Here is a 21371-nt window from a genome sequence, read left to right as displayed (position 1 = left end):
GCCGCAGACGATTTTTATGCGTATGCTAACTTTAATAATGTTGAAATTACGATCATTAAACGTGCAAACTCTTAGAACCGGCATAACCGTTCTGACTGTTTTTACAGGTTTACTTTTCATATCTTCATGCGAAAAAGATGATATTGGTAAACCTTGCCCACAGCTATTAGGTGATACTGAGGCTACTAGCGATGATGAATCACAAACAAAAACCGCTGAAATCGTATCATATGATCCTTCATTTCCATGTGATGAACTTATCTGCATAGCCACTTCTGGTCGTTCTGGCTATTGCTCAAAACGTTGCCGCGATAATTCGGTATGTCCAGACGGCTTTGAGTGTCGTGAAGTACAACCAGTTGGTGAGTTCGCTGGTCAAAAATATTGTGCCTGGAAACCGTGTAACACTGCTAGCGATTGCGGCAGTAAAAGTGATTTTTGCTGTCAACCAGTGTTAGGATCAGGTACAGCAGCTGACATGAGCTACTGCGCCTTTAAAACTGGTGGCCAATGTGAGTAAATCCATGAAAACTGCTATAACACATTTAGTTGGCTCACTGTTTATTATTGCTCTATTAAATTGCTCTTCACATGACATTGGTGAAGCTTGCTATCCTGAGGGCACAGGTACAATTTCCGAAACCACAGTTTCAGGAGAAAATCCCGTAGTAGAAATCGTTGCCCTGCAACGTAGCATCGACTGTGAAACTTTCCAGTGTTTAACCTATGGGGGCTATGAATCGTTCTGCACGAGAACGTGTAAATACGATTCAGAAAAAGGTTCTGCTTGCAGTGAAAACAGTAATTGTGAATCACCTAAACACTGCTTTGAGGGTTATTGCCGTGATGATGATTGTCCAGCAGGTTTTGAATGCCGCACCATACAAGATGTTGGGCCATTAGCCGGTAATCTTTATTGCGTATACAAAACTGGATGCTCTGGAAGTAACCGTAACTGCGAAGCTTTAGGCGAAATGGAATGTCGCCGTATTGGTTGTTTCGATCAAGCTCTTTTATCAACCGACTCTACCACAACACATACATTAGGCTGTAAATCACTAGACTCATTGTCTTATTGTTTATGTGCAGATGGTAGCAACAATTGCGGCTCTGCGGGCCTAGTATGTACGCCTCCTGGTAGTGAAGCTTGGCCCGCTGGTTCAGTTGATTTGCGCGATGTGTGTATGCGCACAGAATGATTTCTAAATTATTTACCTTTATTTTCTGGGTTACCATAGCCATCGCCTGCAATGGAAAAAATAGTGCGCCAGCCAAATCTGCATCTATGTCACAAGTAATTTTCTCACCTGCTGGCGTTGATATTTCAGTTTTGGTCGAAGTTGCCATTAGCCAAAAGGACCATCAGCGTGGTTTAATGTATCGTCAATCGCTTGAAACAAATCACGGTATGCTTTTTATATTTAAAGATGAGGCAATACGTTCTTTCTGGATGAAAAATACTTATATTCCGCTTGATATGATCTTCATTAATTCACAACTACAAGTGGTTGGGGTCATTCACAACGCAAAACCACTCTCATTATCTAGTCGTAGCGTTGATACACCCGCTAAATATGTTGTTGAAGTTAATGCTGGTTATGCAAAACATTTTGGGATTACGCGTGGCACTTCTGTTCGCTTTGATTTAAACTCGACCACTTCAACTAGTCATTAATCGCACCATACGCCAAACATAAGGTCTCATTCTATTGTCGAACTCGTTTATGAATTAATTTTTCATAGAGATGTACACCTAATGAAGCAACCATCATTTGCTCAACTTCGCTCTCAAAATTATCTCTTTCATTCTCACTAGCAAAAATAAAACGAATACCCATACCCATTTCAGGTATGTCAGGACGTTGCATTTCTGAAGCTTGATTGGTCCAAATAACTTCGCCACGCAATTCAAATGGCTGCGAACGCTTCGGTAGGGCTAACTTAAAAATAAACTCGGTACCCAAAGGCAAAGGACGTTCAGTTTTAATAAATGTACCACCCTTTGAGATATTCTTAGTGTAGTCCGCAAAGAAGGTATTCATTTTCTTGTACTCCACCTTTAACTCTATAGGAGTACGCGGGTGTAGTCGTTTATCGTCTTGTTCTGCCACGAAGTGTAGGATAGAATGCATAATTGTCTTCGTCAAATTACCTACATGCTCAAAGAAGTGATAATAAGAAAAGTATGCGATCGTATCGTTGGTTTTGGATACCGACACTAATTATTAGCGTTGCTGCGATAATTTGTTGCTTTGTACCATTATTGCACTTACTCGGGTATGAATTTGCCTTTGTAATCACCTTAATTGCTGCCCCCACGAGCGTGATTATTGGCTATAGCGCCAATAGAAACAGTAAGTTAGGATTAGTTGCTTTAGTTCGCGCATCCATTGCCGCAGTTATTCACTTGCTCCCAGCGCTGGCAATTATAACTTTTAACGCTCTGCGTGTTAAAAACTGCAATTTATTGGATGGCCTTGGTTTCTTTATTCTTTTACCAATTCTTTCAGCAATTTATGCATCAATTCTCGGTACTATAGTCACTGCATCATTCAAATCTCATCCGCGACTTTGTTTAATATCAATATTAACAATACTTTTGCTGCCTTTAACACTAAGTCTTTATAAACTTTATTCACAACCTCCGATTTTAGTATTCGATCATCTTTGGGGCTATTTTGCCGGTAGTCTCTACGATGAAGTAATAACCATTGATACGCGCTTACTATTATTTCGTACTGGAACTTTTTTACGTATTGCTGCCTTAATTTTATTGGTGTGGTTGTGGCAACGCCGTGCTGGTATCTTTTCATGGTTAATTAGTATCACTGTTGCATTAGTGGTAATTATTGGCTTTGAAACTTCGCTTGGCCCACGTTTTGGTTTTAATGTCACTAGAGAAGATATTAAAACTCAGTTACCTCAAGTTGTAGAACGTCCAGGATTAGTAATACACCTACCACGCGAACTTGATACAAAACAAAGATATGCCATTGCAGATGACCACGCTTTTCGTCTTTGGCAACTAAAAAACATTTTGGGACTTAAATCTTTACCTACTATTCATAGTTATATTTATCCAAACGCCCAAACTAAAGCTATTTTAATGGGCGGTCGTAACACTATGATTGCTAAACCTTGGCTTTTTGAAATTCATATCCATGGAACCCAAACACCGCACCCGGTTGTAGCTCATGAATTAGCTCATGTTGTCGCTGCTTCGTTTGCACCTGCCCCTTTACGAGTTAGTAGTCGTTTTGGTTTTTTAATAAATGTCGGATTAATTGAGGGTCTTGCTGTCGCAGTTACCCCACCTATTAACGAATTTTCAATAAATACCTGGAGTAAAGCATTGCGTGAATTAGGCTTAGCTCCAGATATGCACGAAATATTCAGTCCGATGGGATTTTGGGCGGCAGCGCCAAATCGCGCTTATACTGTTGCTGGGTCATTTGTGTATTTTCTGCTACATAAATATGGCCCTTCGCGCTTACGCAATGTCTATGCCCATGGTGATTTTAAAGAAGCATATGGAATTGACCTCGATGCTTTAATAACTCAATGGGAGCTTTACATTGATACATGGCCGCTAACGGTTAATGAACGTGCCTTAGCACAAGAACATTTTAGTTCTGCAAGTGTTTTTACTCGTATTTGCGCCCATGAAATTGCTAAATTAAAATCATTGGCTGCTACTGCTAAACCTAGTCAAGCTGTAGAATTGCATCGCCAAATCGCAAAACTTCTAAACCATAATCCCAATACCCTTTTTGACCTAGCTTTGGCTCTTGAGCGTAATGAAAATTATATTGAATTCACCGAGCTAGCCGAGCAATTATTGAAAAATAAAAAGATCACAACTATACAACGCAGTCGCTTACTCGAAGCTTTGGGTAATAATTCATGGCGAGGCAAACAATACGAAAGTGCACAACAACAATTTAATAAAGTGCAAAAACTGCCGCTAAGTATAGCCAGCCATAGATTGCAGTGGGTCAGGTTATGGGCTTTAAAACTACCGAAAGTTGACAACGATTTTATGAGACTTTTTTTATCACAGAAATTACCGGCTGCTGCGGCAATGGCGGGTTTAATGAAAATGCATCATGAAATGCCTAATGATAAAACTCTGCCATATTTAATTGGACGACAACTAGTAATAGTAAACGCCTATGAACAAGCACTGCCTTATTTTATTGCAGCCAAAGAACATCCTTATAAATTGATTGAGGCTGAACGCTCTCGGCTTGCTGCTTTAAGTGCAGATAAAAGCGGCAAACTGGCAATAGCTATTAATAATTACATTATGTATATTAAAAATGCACCCTGTTCTGGTGAAAATTTTCGCGCCTTAGATGAAATTGTGCGGCTTTCATGGCAAATTAATGAAGAGCGCGGCGACTAGAGCGTGTCTTCACGCCCTAATGCTTTGAACCCTTAGGTTTTTTTCTGATGTTTTTGTTACGCACATTGAAAACCGGGTTTGCGACTGCTTTAATATATAATTCATTAACTATTTTGTACGTTGCTTCATATAGTTGTGCCTGTCGTAGTCGCTCTTGATATAAATCTTCGTCGCTATTTTTCTTTTTGGTTTTTTGGGGGCGTTTACCTTCTATACGTTTAATTTGTTGATGTAGCTTTTTGTATAGCGGTCTCACCCCTATGGCACGAATAAGTAGAGTTGGGTCGGCAGCCAAGGCGCCTTCGATGGCGTTAAGTTTCCGTTTATACTCTGTATAATTTGTGCTTTGCTCTATAACATTTGAATCGGGGTTAATAGTCATCGCATTATCATATCTTTTTTTATCGATGTTATTAGGCAAAGTTGATTTAGTAACAAATGCGGAAGTACCACTAACATTAACAGAATTAGTACTATTATTTGAGTTAGGCGTAGAATCACTTAAGACTTTAACCGGGATTAACTTCTCAGTATTTATATTTGTTTCTTTATTGCTATTAGAACCAAAAAGGCCATGTACTTTTATCTTGATGCTATTGAATGCTCGACTTAAACGACCCTCATCATTATTTGCGTTATTAGATAATTCATCATTTGAAACAGTAACCACATTTGTTGTGCCTGATGACAAGGTTTGCTCTGTTGTTGCAGCAATATTTGTCGAGGCATTTCCTTTAATTACATAGAATATAGTTCTAGCGCTTGAGACCACTGATAACCCCATTAAAATTAGAAAGACTATGGGGATTACCCGTATTACCCCAAAAAATTTAAACCATACATAGGCAATATATAGAATTAATAAGGACCCCAATAGAGATAAAATTATCGGCACTACATTTATGAATGGCAATGGAATCAAACTAATGAGTATACCGCATGCACCAAGAATAGTAGTTAATGCAGTAGCAGTAAAAACCGCAACACCATAATTAGTACGAGTTAACTCATCTGAATTACCTTTGAGTATTCGCACAAACCAGCGCAAGATTGGATGTAGAAGATAGCCACCTACTATACCAACAACCGAACTAATAGCGATCGAGATTAATGATGAAGTTATACTACTAACAACGGCGCCATGACTAATAACACTAACTAGTATAGTAGCAACCGCTGTAGCTAAGCTGCCTAAAAAAAATGCTGGCGCGGCAAAAGCGGCAAGTTCTATCGGCAGCATCGCTGGCAAAGGCGGTGCCGTTGTAATTGCATTAGTAGTAACTATAGGTCGACGAACAAGACGCACTATAGCAACAAGATAGTATGCGAATCCTTGTTTAATATTTTCAATAAAAGTGCCATTGCTAACCCGATGATTATCACCAGAACGATGATTTAAATCGACATCATTTATGTTGGCATTATACTTTGTAGGATTTGGTAGAGAACGAGAAGAAGCTAGTGCACCATTGTTTTGCGATTCAGGTACTGCAAAAGGAGTATTGCTTGCAATAGCCAACATTTGAGTGGCAGCACCAGTATCAAATTTGGTAACCTCACCAGTCTCATTTTCTATTTTCATTACTTTAAAACGGTAGCGAAATAGAGCAAATTCATCATTTTCGCGTAACTCACAAGCTTGCGAAAGGCGTTTTCCAGCCATAAAGGTACCGTTGGAAGAGCCTTGATCTTCAATCAACCAGCGACCGTTCATGGCTGATACTTTTGCATGAATATTCGAAATACTTTTTTCTGCAATTGCTATCGAGCAATGACCAACATCGCGGCCAATAATCGCCCCTGGTTCAGTAACAATAAAATCTTTTCCGGTCTGTAAATCCTTTAGAAAGATACGCATGTAACACCGTTACTTAGACCGTCTGAGTGCCAATCCTAATGACTGACGCAATTTAAAATATTGTTCACTTATAGCAAAACGCATCAAATCTAGTTCTTCAGGAGCCTCACGCAGCAGGGCTATACGTTGATCATCATCCATATCATCAAATCCATGTAACCTTAAAATGGCGGTTACTGCTTCTTCAATATCGCAGCCAACTAACATTGCAGTCCTACTGGCGGTGGCAAGACATCCGTGTCGCCATTCATTGATATCCAGTTGTTGACTAGATTTAAGATAACTTGCGATTCTCGGACCCATAACATTTCTTATCTGTTGTGTCATCGGGGCTCCAGCGGTAGCCGACCATACTGGAGTATGTCGATTGGCACCACTTGGCGATGATTGCGGATCGACAGCAATACACAGGGACGCTAAAAGTCCACTAAGGTCATCTTTACCTAATTTTTCGCAAAGAATATGACCACTGCGATATAATTCTGCCATTCGTGCAACGAGAAAAGCTCGCTGTCTCTCTGGAGTATCACTTGCTAGTATAGAACCGATAAGGATTGCCGGTGGATTAACCAATTCAATCTCACATGCTTGTGCACCACTACGCCAAATGTATATTTCAGCTTGAGGCAAACCAAGTGGCTCAAGAATTTTAAGTAAATATTGTCTTCGTGGATCAGTAGGACCCAATAAGTCACGGCTGGTGATACCGCGACGCTCAAGATTTCCTGCTTGAGTTAACTCAGCAAAACGAGCAAGTGGTGTAAAAACTTCTTCAATAGAACTTGCTTGTCCTGGATGTAATAAGCCTTGCGAACGATCGGCATCAGTTAATGGCCGTTGTGGTCCAATCGGTCTAGCGCTACGACAAGCATTTACAAAACGTTGTGCCTCTTCATCTGAAGAAGCGAGGCTTAATAAAGCAGCGTAATAGCCATAAGCACGATCAGTATCGCCTAATTGACCAGAAAGTCGGGCAAGGATACGCAACAATTCAATATCAAGAGGTGCGTCAGCAAGTAAGTGACGATAAAGGTTTGCTGCTTTGCTATAGGTTGATGCGTCTAGAGCGTAGATATCGGCCAGACGTCGCGTTAATTGTTTATCATCAGTATTGAGTTCACGAGCTTTTTCTAATGCAGCTACCGCTTTATCATTTTCATTAAGATGAGTTACATAAATATCAGCTAAGGCTAATAGGCGTTTTAATTTTTCATCATCTGGCAACTCCGTTGCAAGTTCGATCTCTTCACTTGCGGCATATCCCTTATAGTCACCAGTTGCCTGGGCTAAATCACGTTGTCTTGCTTTTAGTTCTTTGCTTGGTGGTCCTAAATTTACAGCTTCATCAGCAATTTCTTTAGCTTTTAGTATATCACCTGATTGTTCATAGGCTTGTGATAGAAGCAATAAAAATGGTACAGATTTTCTTTTGCTCGGATCAAGATGTGAACTTTTCTCACTGACAACAACAAATTGCGACCAATTGTTGGTTTCTTGGTAGCAGTTGAGCAACTCTTCTATTAGTCCTTGGTCAGTAGGAGTAAGCTCGCTGGCTTTCTCGAGCATTGCTGCGCCCATAATACTATCATCAAGGCGATCTCGATAAAGCTGTGCCAATACGCGGAAATGCCCAGCTTGAGTTGTTGGATCAGTTGCAAGAGAAGCTTCACGTAAACGTAACTCTGCTGCTTCAGACCAACGATTGGCTAATTCATAAGCACTACGTAATTCACCTATCAATTCTAAATTGTCTGGGGTTAATCGACGGGCGTGCTCAAGATATTCAATATTGCCGTGTGGATCTCCACGTTTAGTGGCGATACGTGCTAAGCGACGATAGAGTGGTTCAAGTTGGGCAGGTTCTTTGCTGCCAAGAGCTTCTATATGGTGAAGCCAAGCTGCTTCAGCTCCACCTAAATCACCAGTTGCCTCAAGTATTTCTGCACGACGTTGATAAAGATCAGCTCTAGTTGGTTCTCGGTCAATGGCATGTTCAATTAAATTACGTGCTTTAAGTTTATCCCCCTCGTTATACATACAATCAGCTAGAGCAACAATATGATCCACTGTTGCTCCTTGTTGTATGTCTACTTGCGCTTTTAAAAACGGTAGAGCTTGAGTATATTTTTTGCGAGCCCAAAGCAGCATACCAAATAATAATTGCGCTGCAGCGTTTTTGGGATCATCGGTTAAGGCTTTGCGCAAATACTGCTCTGCTTTTTTATCGTTGTTAAGATGTTTATGCCAAATTTCAGCAGAGGTAACCAGAGCTTTAACTCGTTCTTCACTAGTATCAGCAGCAATGCCAATTTTTTCATAAAGATCAAGCAAACTATGCCATTCTTCTCGTTGCTGATAGATACGGCTAAGTGCTGCAACAGTTAAGCGTGGCGGTTTTTGCGGGGTAAGCAGCAATACTTGCGCAAAGGCACCTAATGCTCCGGCTTCTTCACCGGCTAACATATGCGCTTGACCTAAAAGCTCTAGCCAGCGAATTTGTTCAACCCCGTTGGCGCTTGCGGCTTTGGCAAAAATTTCTTCACGTACCGTTACTGCTTTTTGAGCGATTTTTTCTTCGCTTTGCGTAGTTGACAAAAGCGCGGCTACTTGCCAAGCTGCAAATAACTCATTTACTTCACCATCAAAATCATTAACAACTTCATCTAAATATGATTTCGTAATATTTTGCTCACCAATATCAATTGCTGCTCTTGCTGCCTCAAGTCGTAGAGGGGCAATATCTGCATGTTGTAGACCAGAGGTGTCACTTAAACGAGCAGATATTTCATTTAACAGAATGCCAGCGTCACCATGCTTGCGCGCAAGTTGCAACCGATAATCGCGCGCCAAAGAAGTATCCGAATGAGTCTCACTAAACCATTGCATAATGGATTCAGCATCATCATTCTGATTTTCTTCACGAAATGCTTTTATTAAACTAGGCACTAAAGTAGATGCTTGTTTTTCTGAAAGTACCCCTTCACGAATTACTTTGTTGGCAGCAACGAGATCTTTCTTTTCAATACACAAGGCTGCAAGACGAGCAGTAACCTCTTCATTGCTAGCATCAGCAGCATACGATTTACGTAGCAAGACAAGCTCGCGGTCACTATCATGTATATGTTCAAAAACAATTTTTGCCGCATCAGCAAGCAGCAACGCACGTCTAGGCGATTCTAAAGTGGCTGCTTGTTCAAGTAAGGTAAGCGCATCATCCCATTTTTCTTTCTGCTTGGCGTAAGCTAAGCAGAAATCATGTGCATGTAATAATGCAGGTTGTATTGCAAGTGCCTGTCGATAACATTCAAACGCTTCGTCTTCATTAGCAGCAGCAATCGCTATTTCAGCAGCACGAGACCATAGCGCTGCACTTTCTGAGGTTGCTGCATTTAGCGCACCACGTTTGAGTAGCGAATGAATTTCGTCTTCACGATTGGCTGCGATTAAAGCTTGTTCAAGAATTTCAATGAGAGCTATCGTTGGATTGGTTTCAAATTCAGGTAATGCAAGATCTACAGCGGCTTCGGGATCTTTAAAATGTGATAAGAGTTGCTTGACCGCATCACTAACCAGCTTGAGACGAAGATCGATGTCACTAGCGTGTTCAAGTCTTTCTTTTTGCAACGAAATATAACGTTGCTGATCACCAATAGCAACCGCTAATTCTGCTATACGAGTGAGTGGTTCTTCAGCCTTAGGATCTAAAGTGAGTGCAGTATCAAGAGTACGTAATTCGAGTTCAACTTCTTTTTGTTTGCGGAAAATCAAAGCCGCACGCTGCAGTCTTACTAAGCTATCACTAGACGACCAAGGTGATCGTTTAGCTTCAATCTCGTTAAGCCACAATAGCGCGAGCTCATAACTCATATTTAACGATGCCAACGCACGCTCAGTCATTTGTGCCCATGTCGCAGTATGTTCAAATTTCGCTGCAGCTTCTAAATGCGCTAAAGCAGTCTTGGCGTCACCATTAGCTAGCATATCACTGGCAATATCGACTCGTGCTTTGGCGCGCTCACTTGTTGGCCAGGTAGCATCGGCATCTGCTGCAATTACTTTTTCAAGTGAACGCAGACGTAGCGAACCATCGAGAATTTCGATAGCCATTAAATGTACTGATAGTTCATCAGCGCCATTTTCAAGAGCTTCTTTTAGTCTTAGGATAGCATGCTCTTTTTGTTCAATGCGTTGCCATAAGCAAGCTGCTTCAAATAGAAGCATTGGTTCAGATGCATAACTTTCATCACTTGCCGCTTCATCAAATAAAGGAGCAGCGCGTTCAGGTTCTGCATTAGCGTACAGCCTTCCTAATACTAATTTATCATGTGCATTAGCTAAAGAACGCGAAACAAGTTCTTGACGAGCCGCAAGCGTATCATCGCTACGATCATCGGCATCAAGAGCGTCAACATAAGCACGTAAAACCGCGGCGCGTTCTTTTGCAGTAGGAGCAAGTTGTTCAAGTAAGGATTCACCAACTTCTATAGCTATCTTGGTACGCCCCATTTTAAGCGCTAATGCAAAAGCTTTAGCAAGGTTATTTGTATTGGCTTTAATATCGATAGCTTGTAAGAATAATTTTAAAGCGCGCTCAACATCTTCGATATTGGCAACACAAATTTCGGCGGCGCGAGTAAGGCGTCTTGCTGCTTCGTTGGGATCTTTGTCTGTCGCGGTTTTTTCATAGCGCTCGGCAGCTTCATTCCATTCACCACAATTTTCTAATGATTGTAAAAATGCTATTTCAAAATCGTCGGACAGAGCAGACGCTCGGCGATAAGCCTCTAGAGTAATTTCTGCTAAACCAATATTTTGAGCAGATTCAGCAATACTAGCTAGAAGTTTTACATCATCGCCAGCAAGCTTGAATGCATTTGTTAAAGAATTTGCCGCTTGGGCATTGTCACCACTTTCACCAGCAATACGTGCTTGCAAAACAGATAATCTGCCAGCATCCGCACCTTCAATAATAACTAAAGCTTCGGCTAATAATCGTAAAGCCAAAGGTCGATGACCAGCTTGTAAGGCGTTATTTACTTCGGCACGTACCATTTCTATAGTCCATGGCACGAGTTTATTTGCACTTTGCAGCATTTGATGACCGCGCTCTTCGTCATTTAGGCGCCACCACCATAAACGTCCGGCTCGACGTAACCAATTAGCGCGTTCACTATTGTTTGCTGTTAACTCAGCGCATACGGTTGCACCTTGTGCTTCGCGTTCTGGGTCATCTATAGCGACGCCAATCTGACATAATAAAGCGCCCCAGCGAGCGCTCCGTTCATTTTGCGGCACTCTTTCAAGAGCACCAATTGCCAGAGTCCATTGTTTGGCATCTGCATATAAACCTGCAATACGTACCCAAAGGGGTGCGGTTTTTTCACGAACGGATTCAGCTCGTACAAGCAGATAGCGCAGTAAATCATCACGTCTACCAGCGCGTGTTAAAACTTTCTCCATCCATTCGTCGGCTTCTTGATCCCCGAGCATCAATAAACGATCCGCAAGTTTTGCCGCAACATCGAAGTGTTTCGCGGCTAATTCGCGATCGATATGTGTATGAATAATTGCTAACAGCCTTGGGTCATCTTCAGTAAGCAATTTCGAAAGGGAATTGACTGCAATATCTATCCAACCATCGTGTTCTAAACCACGAGCGGCACGGAAAAGTGCCCACGCTGAGTAGGAATTTGTAGTATCGATATCTCGAGCTAAACTCTCAAATAGCGCAGGTGACAAGGTCTCGTTTTTGGGCAAACCTGACTCAATTAAATCAGCATAACCAAAAAGTTTTAGCACCGTAGCCTCAGCACCTGGGGTGCGACGTGCCGCTTGCAGACGCCAGTGTCCTAAAGCTTCAAGTTGATCTGCTTTACGCCAGGATTTTTCAGCGACATCCCATGCCGCAATAAAGTGGCCACGAGCCATAGCTTGTTCTAAAAATAGTTTCGCTGGTTCGAGACGTTCTCCATTAGCCAGCGAAGCGCCCGCTTTAAGCACCAAATCAGAAGGAAGATCTGCAACCATATGAGTAAGTGAAGTAAGACCGTCGAGAATATTGTGCTCGGTCAGCAGATCAACCATTAATCTGGTTTCAGACTCAGTACGGCTAGTGAGATTTTCAAGAGCATTCGCTGCTGCCAAAGTATCGTCAGTATAGTCGCAGGCTATCTGCACAATACGTCGCCAAAGTGCATCTTGTTGTTGGCCCGGATCAGTAGCAATAGCTAACTTTTCTAACCACTTAATAGAATCAAGAAAATCACCAGCAGCAGTTGCACGGTCTACTAATTGAGTTAGTACCTGCTCAGAAGTCGGATCGGCATTTGCAGCTTCTTCAAGAGTGGTAATACCGTTAGCGGTTTCACCAACCGCAAAAAGACGTTTAGCCAGTTCAAATAAAACGTTTGCTCGAGGTTTACCAGCGCGTGCTTTAGCCCAATTGCTTAAAGCAAGATTGGGATCACCTAATTCGGGATTGCGCGAAACTAAATTCACATAATTCTGTCGGGGAATATCACTTACAGGAAAAGCCTCAATCATTCGCTCGCACCAAGCAATAGCACGAGAGGCGTCATTTAATGGTCCGCTTAATAAAGTAATCAGATCATTAAAACGATTGTCTTCAGGATCAGGATTAGCGCCGATAGAACGTTCAAGTAACTGTGAAAGCTCTTCTAATAAACCATGCTGACGTAACGCTTTTTGTAATTCAAAATTATCTGGATCAATATCAGCACGAGCACTAATTAATCGTAATACTTGCAGCGCAGATGCATCATCAGCAAGTTTCGTCGCATAAATATTAGCGCTGCGTAGGCCATATTCTAAAGCTACTTTGCCATCACTTATCAGTTGACTCATAGCAAAAAGTAAACTGGCTAGATCACTATCTCGTTTAAGAGTATCAAGAATTTCAATAAGGCATTCGCGTGCCGGGGTATCATCTGGCTGATGCGCGATAACATCTTGATAGTAAGATATGGCTTCTTCACTGCGATTTAGTCGGCGATGGAGAATATCGCCGGCATCACGACGCCATTGTGATTTTGCGTTACTACCAAATGTTTCAATCTGATAGCGACGTAGGGCTAACAATTGTTCCCATGCCGCTTTTTGAGTGAAAATCTCAGATAGTGAACGCGTAATTGCTGTAGGTGGTGCCTCAGGCAATTCGCGGTCGTAGCTATCACGCAAGCGTGTAACATGCTCAGGCCCGATATCAAGCGCTAAAGCAGCTGCTCGTGAATAAGCTTGACGTCTGCTAGTACGGTCATTTTCTTCGCGACTAGTTTCGTAGATAAGCGCCAACCAATGTTTAAGTGCACTGCCAAAATCGCAATTGATTTCATAGTGCTCAGCCAGTTGTTGGTGAGCTAAGGCACTACGTGGGTCTAATTCGAGCAGACGCAAGGCACAAGATTCAGCGCGGGCGTTATTGCCAGCGGCGATCTCTGCCTTAAGCAGACGGGTTAATAATGTTTTTGCCTCTTCGTCAAAGGCCAGCTCTAATTGGTACGCTAAAGCCTGAGCAACAGTAGCAGCGTCATTTTGTGCAACAGCTAATTGCTCAAGATGCTTAGCGGCAGTTAATGCAGCATCACGTTTTTCAACAAGTACCGTGCGATAAAGATCAAGAGCCCGTTGAATTTGCCCGTTGCTTTCGCGAATACCAGCGGCTTCTATGCGCAAACTATCTGCTTCATCACCACTGGCATTTACTGCCCATGATTCTAACAAGTCAGCTAACTGTTCTTGTCGTCCAAGGCTTGAAAGCACTTGAATTAAGCGTGGGCGTAATATGGTGGTATCGGCACCATTTGCCATCGCTGATAATAGATGTGCCGCTTGACCTTCAGCATCTCCAGTGCGACGGTAGATTTCAGCTAAGCGCGTATGTACCAAGGCACGGCCATCGTTATTGGCCACTAACGATGGTAAAGCATTTTCTAGAGCTTCGCGCGCTGCGGTTAATTGACCATTTTCTTCTTGAATGGTTGCTAGGGCTATCCAAACTTCAACATCTTCAGATGCCAGTAGTGTAGCTTCATGCAAAATAGCTTCGGCATCACGAGGACGCCCAAGATCACGCCATAATATTGTACTGGTTTCGAATAAGGCGCGGGCTTTCGCACTATTGTCAACACTTGCCACTGCTAAACGTAGAAAAGCTGTTGCTTTTTGTTCAGGAGTGCCGTGCTTATGTGCATGTGCAACCAATGCTGTTGCGGCAGTTAATAAATAAGGATTAGCGTCTAATGCAGCAGAAAAATATTGCTGCGCTCTTGCTTCTTCTTGTCGTACTTCACCTATACGTAATAGCCATTGTGCCTTGCGTTCGGGTTCTAGCGTTGCTTGTGCTGCACTGTAATAGCAATGAACCAACTTATCAATATCGCCATTGTTTTCTAATAATGGCACCAACAACTCAAGAGCTTCATCATCATCAGGATGTGCTTTTAGCAATTCGGTAAGATGAGGCTCAGCGGCAGCGGGATTATGTCGCTCACGAATTTCAAGTCGTGCGGCATCAAGGCGTGCTTGTCGCGCTTCTTCTGGGCTAGTGGCAACAGCGGCGCTATCAGCTAAGTGATGAATAAGACGTCCCCACTCACCACGTAAGCGCAAGAGCTTAGCTAATTCTTCACGAGCTAAATGGTTTGCTGGTTCGATTTCAACAGCTCTTTCTAAGCAAGCGACAGCCTCGGCGCTGGGTCCTGAAGAGGCAAAAGTAACACGAGCTAAGCGTGTATATGTAGCAACGATATCAGGAATAGCCTCGCTTTCAGTATTGCCTTCTTCGCTAGCCAGGATGTCTTCATAAAGAACGCGAGCACGTATCAACTCGCCTTTGTTTTCGGCAAGATAAGCTAAACGCAAACGCGCTTGCCGGTTTTTCGGATCAGCATCAAGTACGCGATAATAACGCGCCGCAGCAGCTTCAGGGTCAGCCAGCCAACGTTCCCAGATATTTCCTAATCGTAAGTTTAGAGCAATAATACGACTGATATCTCCGGTACCTTCCGCCTGTTCAGCAAGACGTGCCAAATAAGAAGCAGCGCGTCCCGGCTCACCGCGTGCTGCATAAGTTTCAGCCAAACCTTCTAACGCATCAGGATCTTCAGGGCACAGACGCAATGCTCGCTCAAAATGACTGCGAGCTTGTTTGAAGTCATGCAGGTGTAAACGCTGCAGTTTACCTAATTCACGATGAACTACAGCTTGAGCTTCGGGTTGTTTTAGCAAACGTAATAAACGCTCACCAGCTTGTACTGCTCCGCTCCAATCGCCAAGAGTTAGACGCAAACTAAATAAAGCTCGATGTGCAACAATTGAGTCACGAGCTCTTGCGGCTGCACGCTCATAAGCTGCTAAAGCGCTAGTGGGATCAACAGGAGTAGCTGCTGCTGCTGCTGCTAGTTCGGCCGTTACTATATCTGTGCGTTCTTTACGCTCATGGGCAATATCAGCTAAAGCTCCAAAGCGATTAGCAGCTTCGCCCCAAGTTTTATCTCGCAGGGCTAGTGCCGCAAGGGCTAAGAGTGCTTGAATATCTTTAGGGTTTTCACTTAAAGCTTCTTCGGCAAGTTGTCGGGTGTCTTGTGCTAAGGTTGGATCAGCAGCACCGATTTGCAATAAACGCAAACGTGCCCAACGACCACCACGACCTTCATCAAAAGCATCACGAAATAGTTGTAAAGCTTCGGGAATATCACCTCGAGCAAGAGCGCGTTCTGCGGTAGTAAGCGCAATAATACCTTCGCTAGCAATCACCGCCTCTGCTGGTGGTTCACGTTCATTTATCTGCTTTTGTGTTGGATCAGGCTCTGGGCCTGCCGCTATAGTAATGCGGCCACGAGCGACATCAGCCGCAACTAAATGGGCCGAGCGTGTATCAGGAATTTTCCAACCACTTTGAGGTAGCGTATTACGAATAAAATGCTCAACTGGGCGAATAATCCAGACGCCAGCGCGACTAATATCAATATAAGAAAGGTTGAGTGCTCGTCCTAAGTATACCGGCAAAAGTGCTGCAGGTACCGGTAATACTCCATATACGCGCGTATCATAAAAAACGACACCAAGTTCTTCGGGAGAGCGTAAAATTATTGATGCACGTATGGTGAAATCAGCTTCAGCTTCCCCAATTTTAAAACGCCCAGATAATTCTACGCAGCCATCGCGCAAATGTGGATGTAATTCAACAAAACCGTTAGCTAATATTGAGTTTTGCGACAAAGCAGCAGATAGACCTTCAAGACCTAAACTAAAAACTAGGTGCATTAATTTACAACGCCTAGTTTTAAAGCGCTCAGAACCTCCAGTTACGTCAAACGGAAAAGCAATATTGGGGATTTCAAGCTCTAATAGCTTAATAAGAATACTATTTAGCTGACGGTCACGAAGGGTTAGTAATCCGCGACCGCTAATAAAATTTAGCGCAAAAGAAAGCGGTGTCTCTTGCCCATTGATTTCATGAACTCGGCCCGCTGAATTTAGCAATTCTTTGTTCAAGCTATCTGGGGTTAACACAACCTCTCCAATCTATCACCCATACTATAACAAGAACTCACACCACGACGATTTTCTGGCGTTTTTTTTTAACATACACCCGTAAAAGTGCTTTAGGGAGATACTACAATTCGATTGCGTCCATCTTTTTTTGCTTTATATAGGGCGTTATCAGCAAGGCGGATGAGATCATCAGTCTTTTTAACTTTTGGATTTGGGTATAACACAATACCAATACTTGCAGTGAGAACTGGTGGTTTTGAACCAGAAATAGTAATTTTTTCAATATCTTGGCGGCAACGTTCACCACAAGCCATTGCCCCTTCTACGTCAGCTTGAGGCAAAAGCAGCGCAAACTCATCACCGCCATACCGCGCTGCAACATCGTATTGACGTATACCGGCTTGTAAAATTTCGGCTACTTTTTGCAAACCGGCATCACCTGCTTGGTGGCCATATTGATCGTTAAGTTGTTTAAAATTATCAACATCAAGCATTAAAAAGGCCAGTGACGTCTGATAGCGCTCAGCACGAGGTAGCTCAACACTTATAACTTCAAGAAGATGACGTACATTTGATAAACCAGTAAGCGCATCAGTACGTGACAGCTCTAAAAGTCGGACGTTTTTTTCTTTTAATTCATCTTGCAAGGTTTTTATTTTTAGGTGCACCCTAACGCGAGCTACTAATTCTTCATCATCAAAAGGCTTAACCAGATAATCGGATGCGCCTGCCTCAAAACCTTTAACTTTGGCTTTAACATCTTCTTGGCCGGTTAGCATGATTACCGGTACTTCGTTTAATTCTGGGCGGCTTTCTTTGAGACTTAAAAACTTGAAACCATCCATTCCTGGCATAACCAGGTCGCATAATACCAGTTGTACATAATTAGAAACTAAGAATTTAAAACCTTCAATTCCATTGCCGGCCATAAAAAAGTGTTTAAAAACACCACGTTCAGATAAAACCCGCTGAACATGGTTACGCAGCATTTCACTATCATCAATGATTAAAACGGTTGGTTCTAGCACGTTAGCAATAAGTGTACCTCATGTTTGATTTAGTACCAAACTCTACTATTTTTGTTTGGGATCATATCAGCTTTGTATATTTTTTTTTAATAAAGTGTCGAGTAAAATTTGCGCAGCTTTTGGGCCTATAACTTTCGTGATATCCTCAGCATTAGCTTTGCGTATTTGTGCTAATGAACCAAAGGTTCTAAGAAGTGATTGTCGACGTTTTGGGCCAATTTGCGCAATGTTATCAAGTATCGAACGAGAGATGCTTTGTTTGCGCTGTTTTCGTTGAAAAGTAATAGCAAAACGATGTGCCTCATCGCGAGCACGAGTTAGTAAAAATAATTCTGCGGAGTTTTCCCCTAATATTATTGGTTTTTTTTGCCCTAATACAAAAATGCGATCTGGCGTGTCGGTAAGAGTCGAAGTAGCACGACCACGACGTCGAGTTTGCAGTTTGTGATTGTGTTCTGTTGCGCTATCGATTTTTGCTTTGGCTAAACCAACAATCTCAATGTGGTCTATGCCATAATCACTTAGCGCGGCACGAGCCGAGTTGAGTTGGCCTTTACCTCCATCTATAACTATTAGGTCGGGAAGATCACCTTCTTCTAAACCGCGCCGAGCTCTACGAGACAATACTTCGTATAAAGCCTGAAAATCATCAGCAGTAGTTAACGAACGTATTTTATAATGGCGGTAAAGATTTTTTTGGGCAACACCATTTACTAAACGCACACAGCTGGCAACAATGCCGCTACCACTTAAATGAGAAATATCAAAGCATTCAATGTTAATGGGTGGACGAGATAAATGTAGCGCCCGTTGCAGACGATGAGTGGCAGTTTGCGCTGCACCTTGTTCACGTTGCTTATCACGAAAAGCTTGTTGGGCATTTTTTACCGCGAGCTCCACTAAAGTGTGTTTATTGCCTTTTTGTGGAGTTAGTACTTCTATTCGACGTCCACATTTATCAGCAAGCACATCAGCTAATGCACTGGTCCATTCCATTTCTTTTGGAAATAATATTTCATCAGGGATATCAGAAGTATTTGTGTAGTAGCGAACGGCGAAATCAGACAACAATTCGCTTGTCGGTATTTCTAAATCATCAAAAGAGAAACGCATAGCATCAATTAGACGTCCATCACGAACACGCATTATATGTATTTCAACTGCAGGACCTTCACGATACAAACCCACTATGTCACGACTTATAAAATCGCTGGCAACTACATTTTGTCGTTCAAGCGATTGTTTGATAGCACGTATTTGATCACGCAATAAAGCGGCTGCTTCATAATCTTGTTTAAGCGCGGCATCCTGCATACGCTCTTGTAAAATTGCGGTTAATTGCTGACCTTCGCCACAAAGAAATTTGATAACGTTGTCAACATGTTGTTGGTATTCACCATGTGAAAGATCAAAAACACATGGAGCTGGGCAACGCTTAATTTGATATTGCAAGCAAGGCCGCCTGCGTGAGGCAAATGCATTATCACTACAGGTACGCAGTTGAAAATGCTGATTAATAATACGCAAAGTAGCGCGAATTGCAACAGCGGAAGTATACGGGCCAAAATAGCGAGCGCCGTCTTTGCTAAAGCGCCGCACTACTTCAAGCTTGGGATATTTTACGCGGGTGTCCAGACGTAAACACAGAAAGCGTTTGTCATCTTTAAGCTCAACATTAAAACGTGGTCGTTGATGCTTGATAATATCATTTTCAACAAGAAGTGCTTCTTTTTCGCTATTAGTAAGAACAACCTCAATATCATAGAGTAGCTCATCAAGCATAGCCACAAAGGCTCGCGTATCAAAACCACTAAAATAACTACGCACTCGATCACGTAAGCTTTTAGCTTTGCCTACATAAAATACTGTACCCCTTGCATCGCGCATGAGATAAACTCCAGGAGCGGCAGGAAGCGCGGCAAGTTTTGCCTTAATCTCAGGACGCATGGATATTAAGCGGTAGTATCACTCTAAAGGTCGAACCAACGCCGGCTGTGCTATCTACTTCAATACGGCCGTTATGTGCAAAAATAATACGGCGTGCGACATAAAGCCCCAAACCAGTACCACTAGCAAAAGCACGTCCAGAACCGGTACGACGAAATGGTTCAAATAGTAGTGGAATTTCATTTGCTGCAATACCCACACCTTTATCTTTAACTTCGATGATGGCTTTATCTGCAGCAACGCGCAGACTAACTATTATTTCTTGATCACGTGGAGAGTATTTTACAGCGTTACTGAGCAAATTATTGAGTACTTGAATAACGCGTCCGGCATCACAATTAATAATAACTTCTTGTTCAGGCAGAGATAATTTTAAATTATAACTATCAATAGGAGCAGTATACAATTCCGTTGCTTCGTTGATGATCTGCACTAAATCATGGTGTTGAGTACGTAATTCTAAACAGCCAGCTTCAATGCTAGCGCCATCAACGAGATCACCAAGAATTCTATTCATACGAGTAATTTGTCTTGAAATCATTGCTAAAACTTGTTGTGCCGCTTCTGGTGATCTTGCTTCTTCTAAATCAAACGCCGCTGCTGCTGACATTAATATTGACATCGGATTACGTAAATCGTGAGCTACCGCACCTATTAAGGCTAACTGCTCTTGACGCCGAAAAGCTATACGCATTGCCATATCGTTAAAACATTTTGCCATTTCGCGCAGCTCAGCAGGCCCAGTTTCGCGGGCACGTATATCGCGTTCACCTTTGCCAAAACGCTCCATCGCATTAGCAAGTGATAACATTGGTTTAAATGCTGCTGAACGTAACCACCACCAAACAACACCCACTGTAGCTAATAATAGTAAACTAATAGTTGCCCCAAGTGTTGTTCCAGTACGATCTAATGTTGCTGCTTGTGCTTGTGCTGCATGTGCTTGTTCAACATTAGTTGTTACTAAAGCATCAAAGGCTGCATAAGTTTGCGCCATTTTACTTTCACTTAAAACAAATGGGCTCTCTTCAGGCATATCAAGATATTCATTCATCGTTTGCTCAACACTATCAAGCAAACGGTCTTCTTTATCATTTGTAACATGCTTGCGGGCTTCGCTAAGATTGCGGCGTAAAGCTAATTGCAGACTTAGTCGTACTGTTGGGTCAGAATTATGATGATGCAACAATAAAAGGGTCTCGCATTTTTGCGCTAATTGTAAACCTGTTACTGCATCCCCTAAGGCATAGCTAGTACTATGCAGATACATTGAAAGACGTATGAGTGCTACTGCACAGGTTAAAGCCATAACCCCTAACATGGCAATGACTACAATTAGAATTCGACGAATACTCACACTTATTCTCACCTATGAATTTGTATCTTCATAAACACAACAAACGACTTTTAATACAAATTTGATGAATATGAAATCATATCATTGACAAACATAACAAATAGCCATCAACAAACCATAAGAGTTGATCACAAATAAGAACATCAAAAAGTAGCCGCCTATCAGCTATATCATCGCCTTTCATTCTCAGTTCCCTATTCCCTGTTCTTTAAATATCCAGTTCAAATTTGTTAGTTAAAGATAAAAAATCGGTCATTACAT

The 21371-nt window shown here is 42.3% G+C and carries 10 protein-coding genes; 4 read left to right on the top strand and 6 right to left on the bottom strand.

Annotation, left to right across the window (positions count from 1 at the left end):
- Positions 1 to 16: 16 nt before the first annotated feature.
- The 3 genes from JW841_14285 to JW841_14275 are packed head-to-tail and all read left to right on the top strand — an operon-like array spanning position 17 to position 1675.
- Entirely contained in the window at positions 17 to 520 is a 504-nt protein-coding gene (locus JW841_14285) for a hypothetical protein (protein MBN1962106.1), read from the top strand.
- A gap of 4 nt (positions 521 to 524) precedes the next feature.
- Positions 525 to 1199, top strand: a complete 675-nt coding sequence (locus tag JW841_14280) for a hypothetical protein (GenBank protein MBN1962105.1) — start codon at positions 525 to 527, stop codon at positions 1197 to 1199.
- The gene (locus tag JW841_14275) at positions 1196 to 1675 is read left to right on the top strand and encodes a DUF192 domain-containing protein (protein MBN1962104.1); all 480 of its coding nucleotides are present in this window, start codon (positions 1196 to 1198) and stop codon (positions 1673 to 1675) included. The genes JW841_14280 and JW841_14275 overlap by 4 nt, the downstream gene beginning before the upstream one ends.
- Before the next feature lie 31 nt (positions 1676 to 1706).
- On the opposite strand, the gene JW841_14270 is transcribed toward JW841_14275, so the two are convergent.
- On the bottom strand, positions 1707 to 2132 hold the full coding sequence (locus JW841_14270) for a TIGR02266 family protein (protein MBN1962103.1): 426 nt from the start codon (positions 2130 to 2132) through the stop codon (positions 1707 to 1709).
- Between the two features lie 53 nt (positions 2133 to 2185).
- Here JW841_14270 and JW841_14265 point away from each other — a divergent pair, with 53 nt between their 5' ends.
- Positions 2186 to 4405, top strand: coding sequence for a hypothetical protein (locus JW841_14265; protein ID MBN1962102.1), 2220 nt, complete (start codon positions 2186 to 2188; stop codon positions 4403 to 4405).
- A gap of 16 nt (positions 4406 to 4421) precedes the next feature.
- Here JW841_14265 and JW841_14260 read toward each other — a convergent pair whose 3' ends face one another.
- The 5 genes from JW841_14260 to JW841_14240 all read right to left on the bottom strand — a co-directional run bounded on the left by JW841_14260 (position 4422) and on the right by JW841_14240 (position 21110).
- Positions 4422 to 6263 (bottom strand): FHA domain-containing protein, encoded by a 1842-nt coding sequence (locus tag JW841_14260; protein MBN1962101.1) that lies wholly within the window; start codon positions 6261 to 6263, stop codon positions 4422 to 4424.
- A gap of 9 nt (positions 6264 to 6272) precedes the next feature.
- A complete protein-coding gene (locus tag JW841_14255; protein MBN1962100.1) occupies positions 6273 to 16796 on the bottom strand; it encodes a hypothetical protein in 10524 nt (3507 codons plus the stop codon).
- Between the two features lie 92 nt (positions 16797 to 16888).
- Positions 16889 to 17767, bottom strand: a complete 879-nt coding sequence (locus JW841_14250) for a diguanylate cyclase (GenBank protein ID MBN1962099.1) — start codon at positions 17765 to 17767, stop codon at positions 16889 to 16891.
- Between the two features lie 105 nt (positions 17768 to 17872).
- Positions 17873 to 19753: an excinuclease ABC subunit UvrC gene (gene uvrC, locus JW841_14245; GenBank protein MBN1962098.1), complete on the bottom strand. Its 1881-nt coding sequence runs from the start codon at positions 19751 to 19753 to the stop codon at positions 17873 to 17875.
- Positions 19743 to 21110 carry a HAMP domain-containing histidine kinase gene (locus tag JW841_14240; protein MBN1962097.1) on the bottom strand — a complete coding sequence of 456 codons (1368 nt, stop codon included), beginning with the start codon at positions 21108 to 21110 and terminating at the stop codon, positions 19743 to 19745. The genes uvrC and JW841_14240 overlap by 11 nt, the downstream gene beginning before the upstream one ends.
- Positions 21111 to 21371 lie beyond the last annotated feature (261 nt).

It is taken from the genome of Deltaproteobacteria bacterium, assembly GCA_016931625.1.
Taxonomy (GTDB): domain Bacteria; phylum Myxococcota; class XYA12-FULL-58-9; order XYA12-FULL-58-9; family JAFGEK01; genus JAFGEK01.
The sequence above is the reverse complement of the archived record's forward strand: the minus strand, read 5'-3'. Positions and strand labels throughout refer to the sequence as shown.

What these genes read in the sequence shown, in the direction of transcription:
- JW841_14285 (MBN1962106.1), top strand. Translation starts at nt 17, where the DNA reads ATGCGTATGCTAACTTTAATAATGTTGAAATTACGATCATTAAACGTG.
- JW841_14280 (MBN1962105.1), top strand. Translation starts at nt 525, where the DNA reads ATGAAAACTGCTATAACACATTTAGTTGGCTCACTGTTTATTATTGCT.
- JW841_14275 (MBN1962104.1), top strand. Translation starts at nt 1,196, where the DNA reads ATGATTTCTAAATTATTTACCTTTATTTTCTGGGTTACCATAGCCATC.
- JW841_14270 (MBN1962103.1), bottom strand. Translation starts at nt 2,132, where the DNA reads ATGCATTCTATCCTACACTTCGTGGCAGAACAAGACGATAAACGACTA.
- JW841_14265 (MBN1962102.1), top strand. Translation starts at nt 2,186, where the DNA reads ATGCGATCGTATCGTTGGTTTTGGATACCGACACTAATTATTAGCGTT.
- JW841_14260 (MBN1962101.1), bottom strand. Translation starts at nt 6,263, where the DNA reads ATGCGTATCTTTCTAAAGGATTTACAGACCGGAAAAGATTTTATTGTT.
- JW841_14250 (MBN1962099.1), bottom strand. Translation starts at nt 17,767, where the DNA reads ATGCTGCGTAACCATGTTCAGCGGGTTTTATCTGAACGTGGTGTTTTT.
- uvrC (MBN1962098.1), bottom strand. Translation starts at nt 19,753, where the DNA reads ATGCGTCCTGAGATTAAGGCAAAACTTGCCGCGCTTCCTGCCGCTCCT.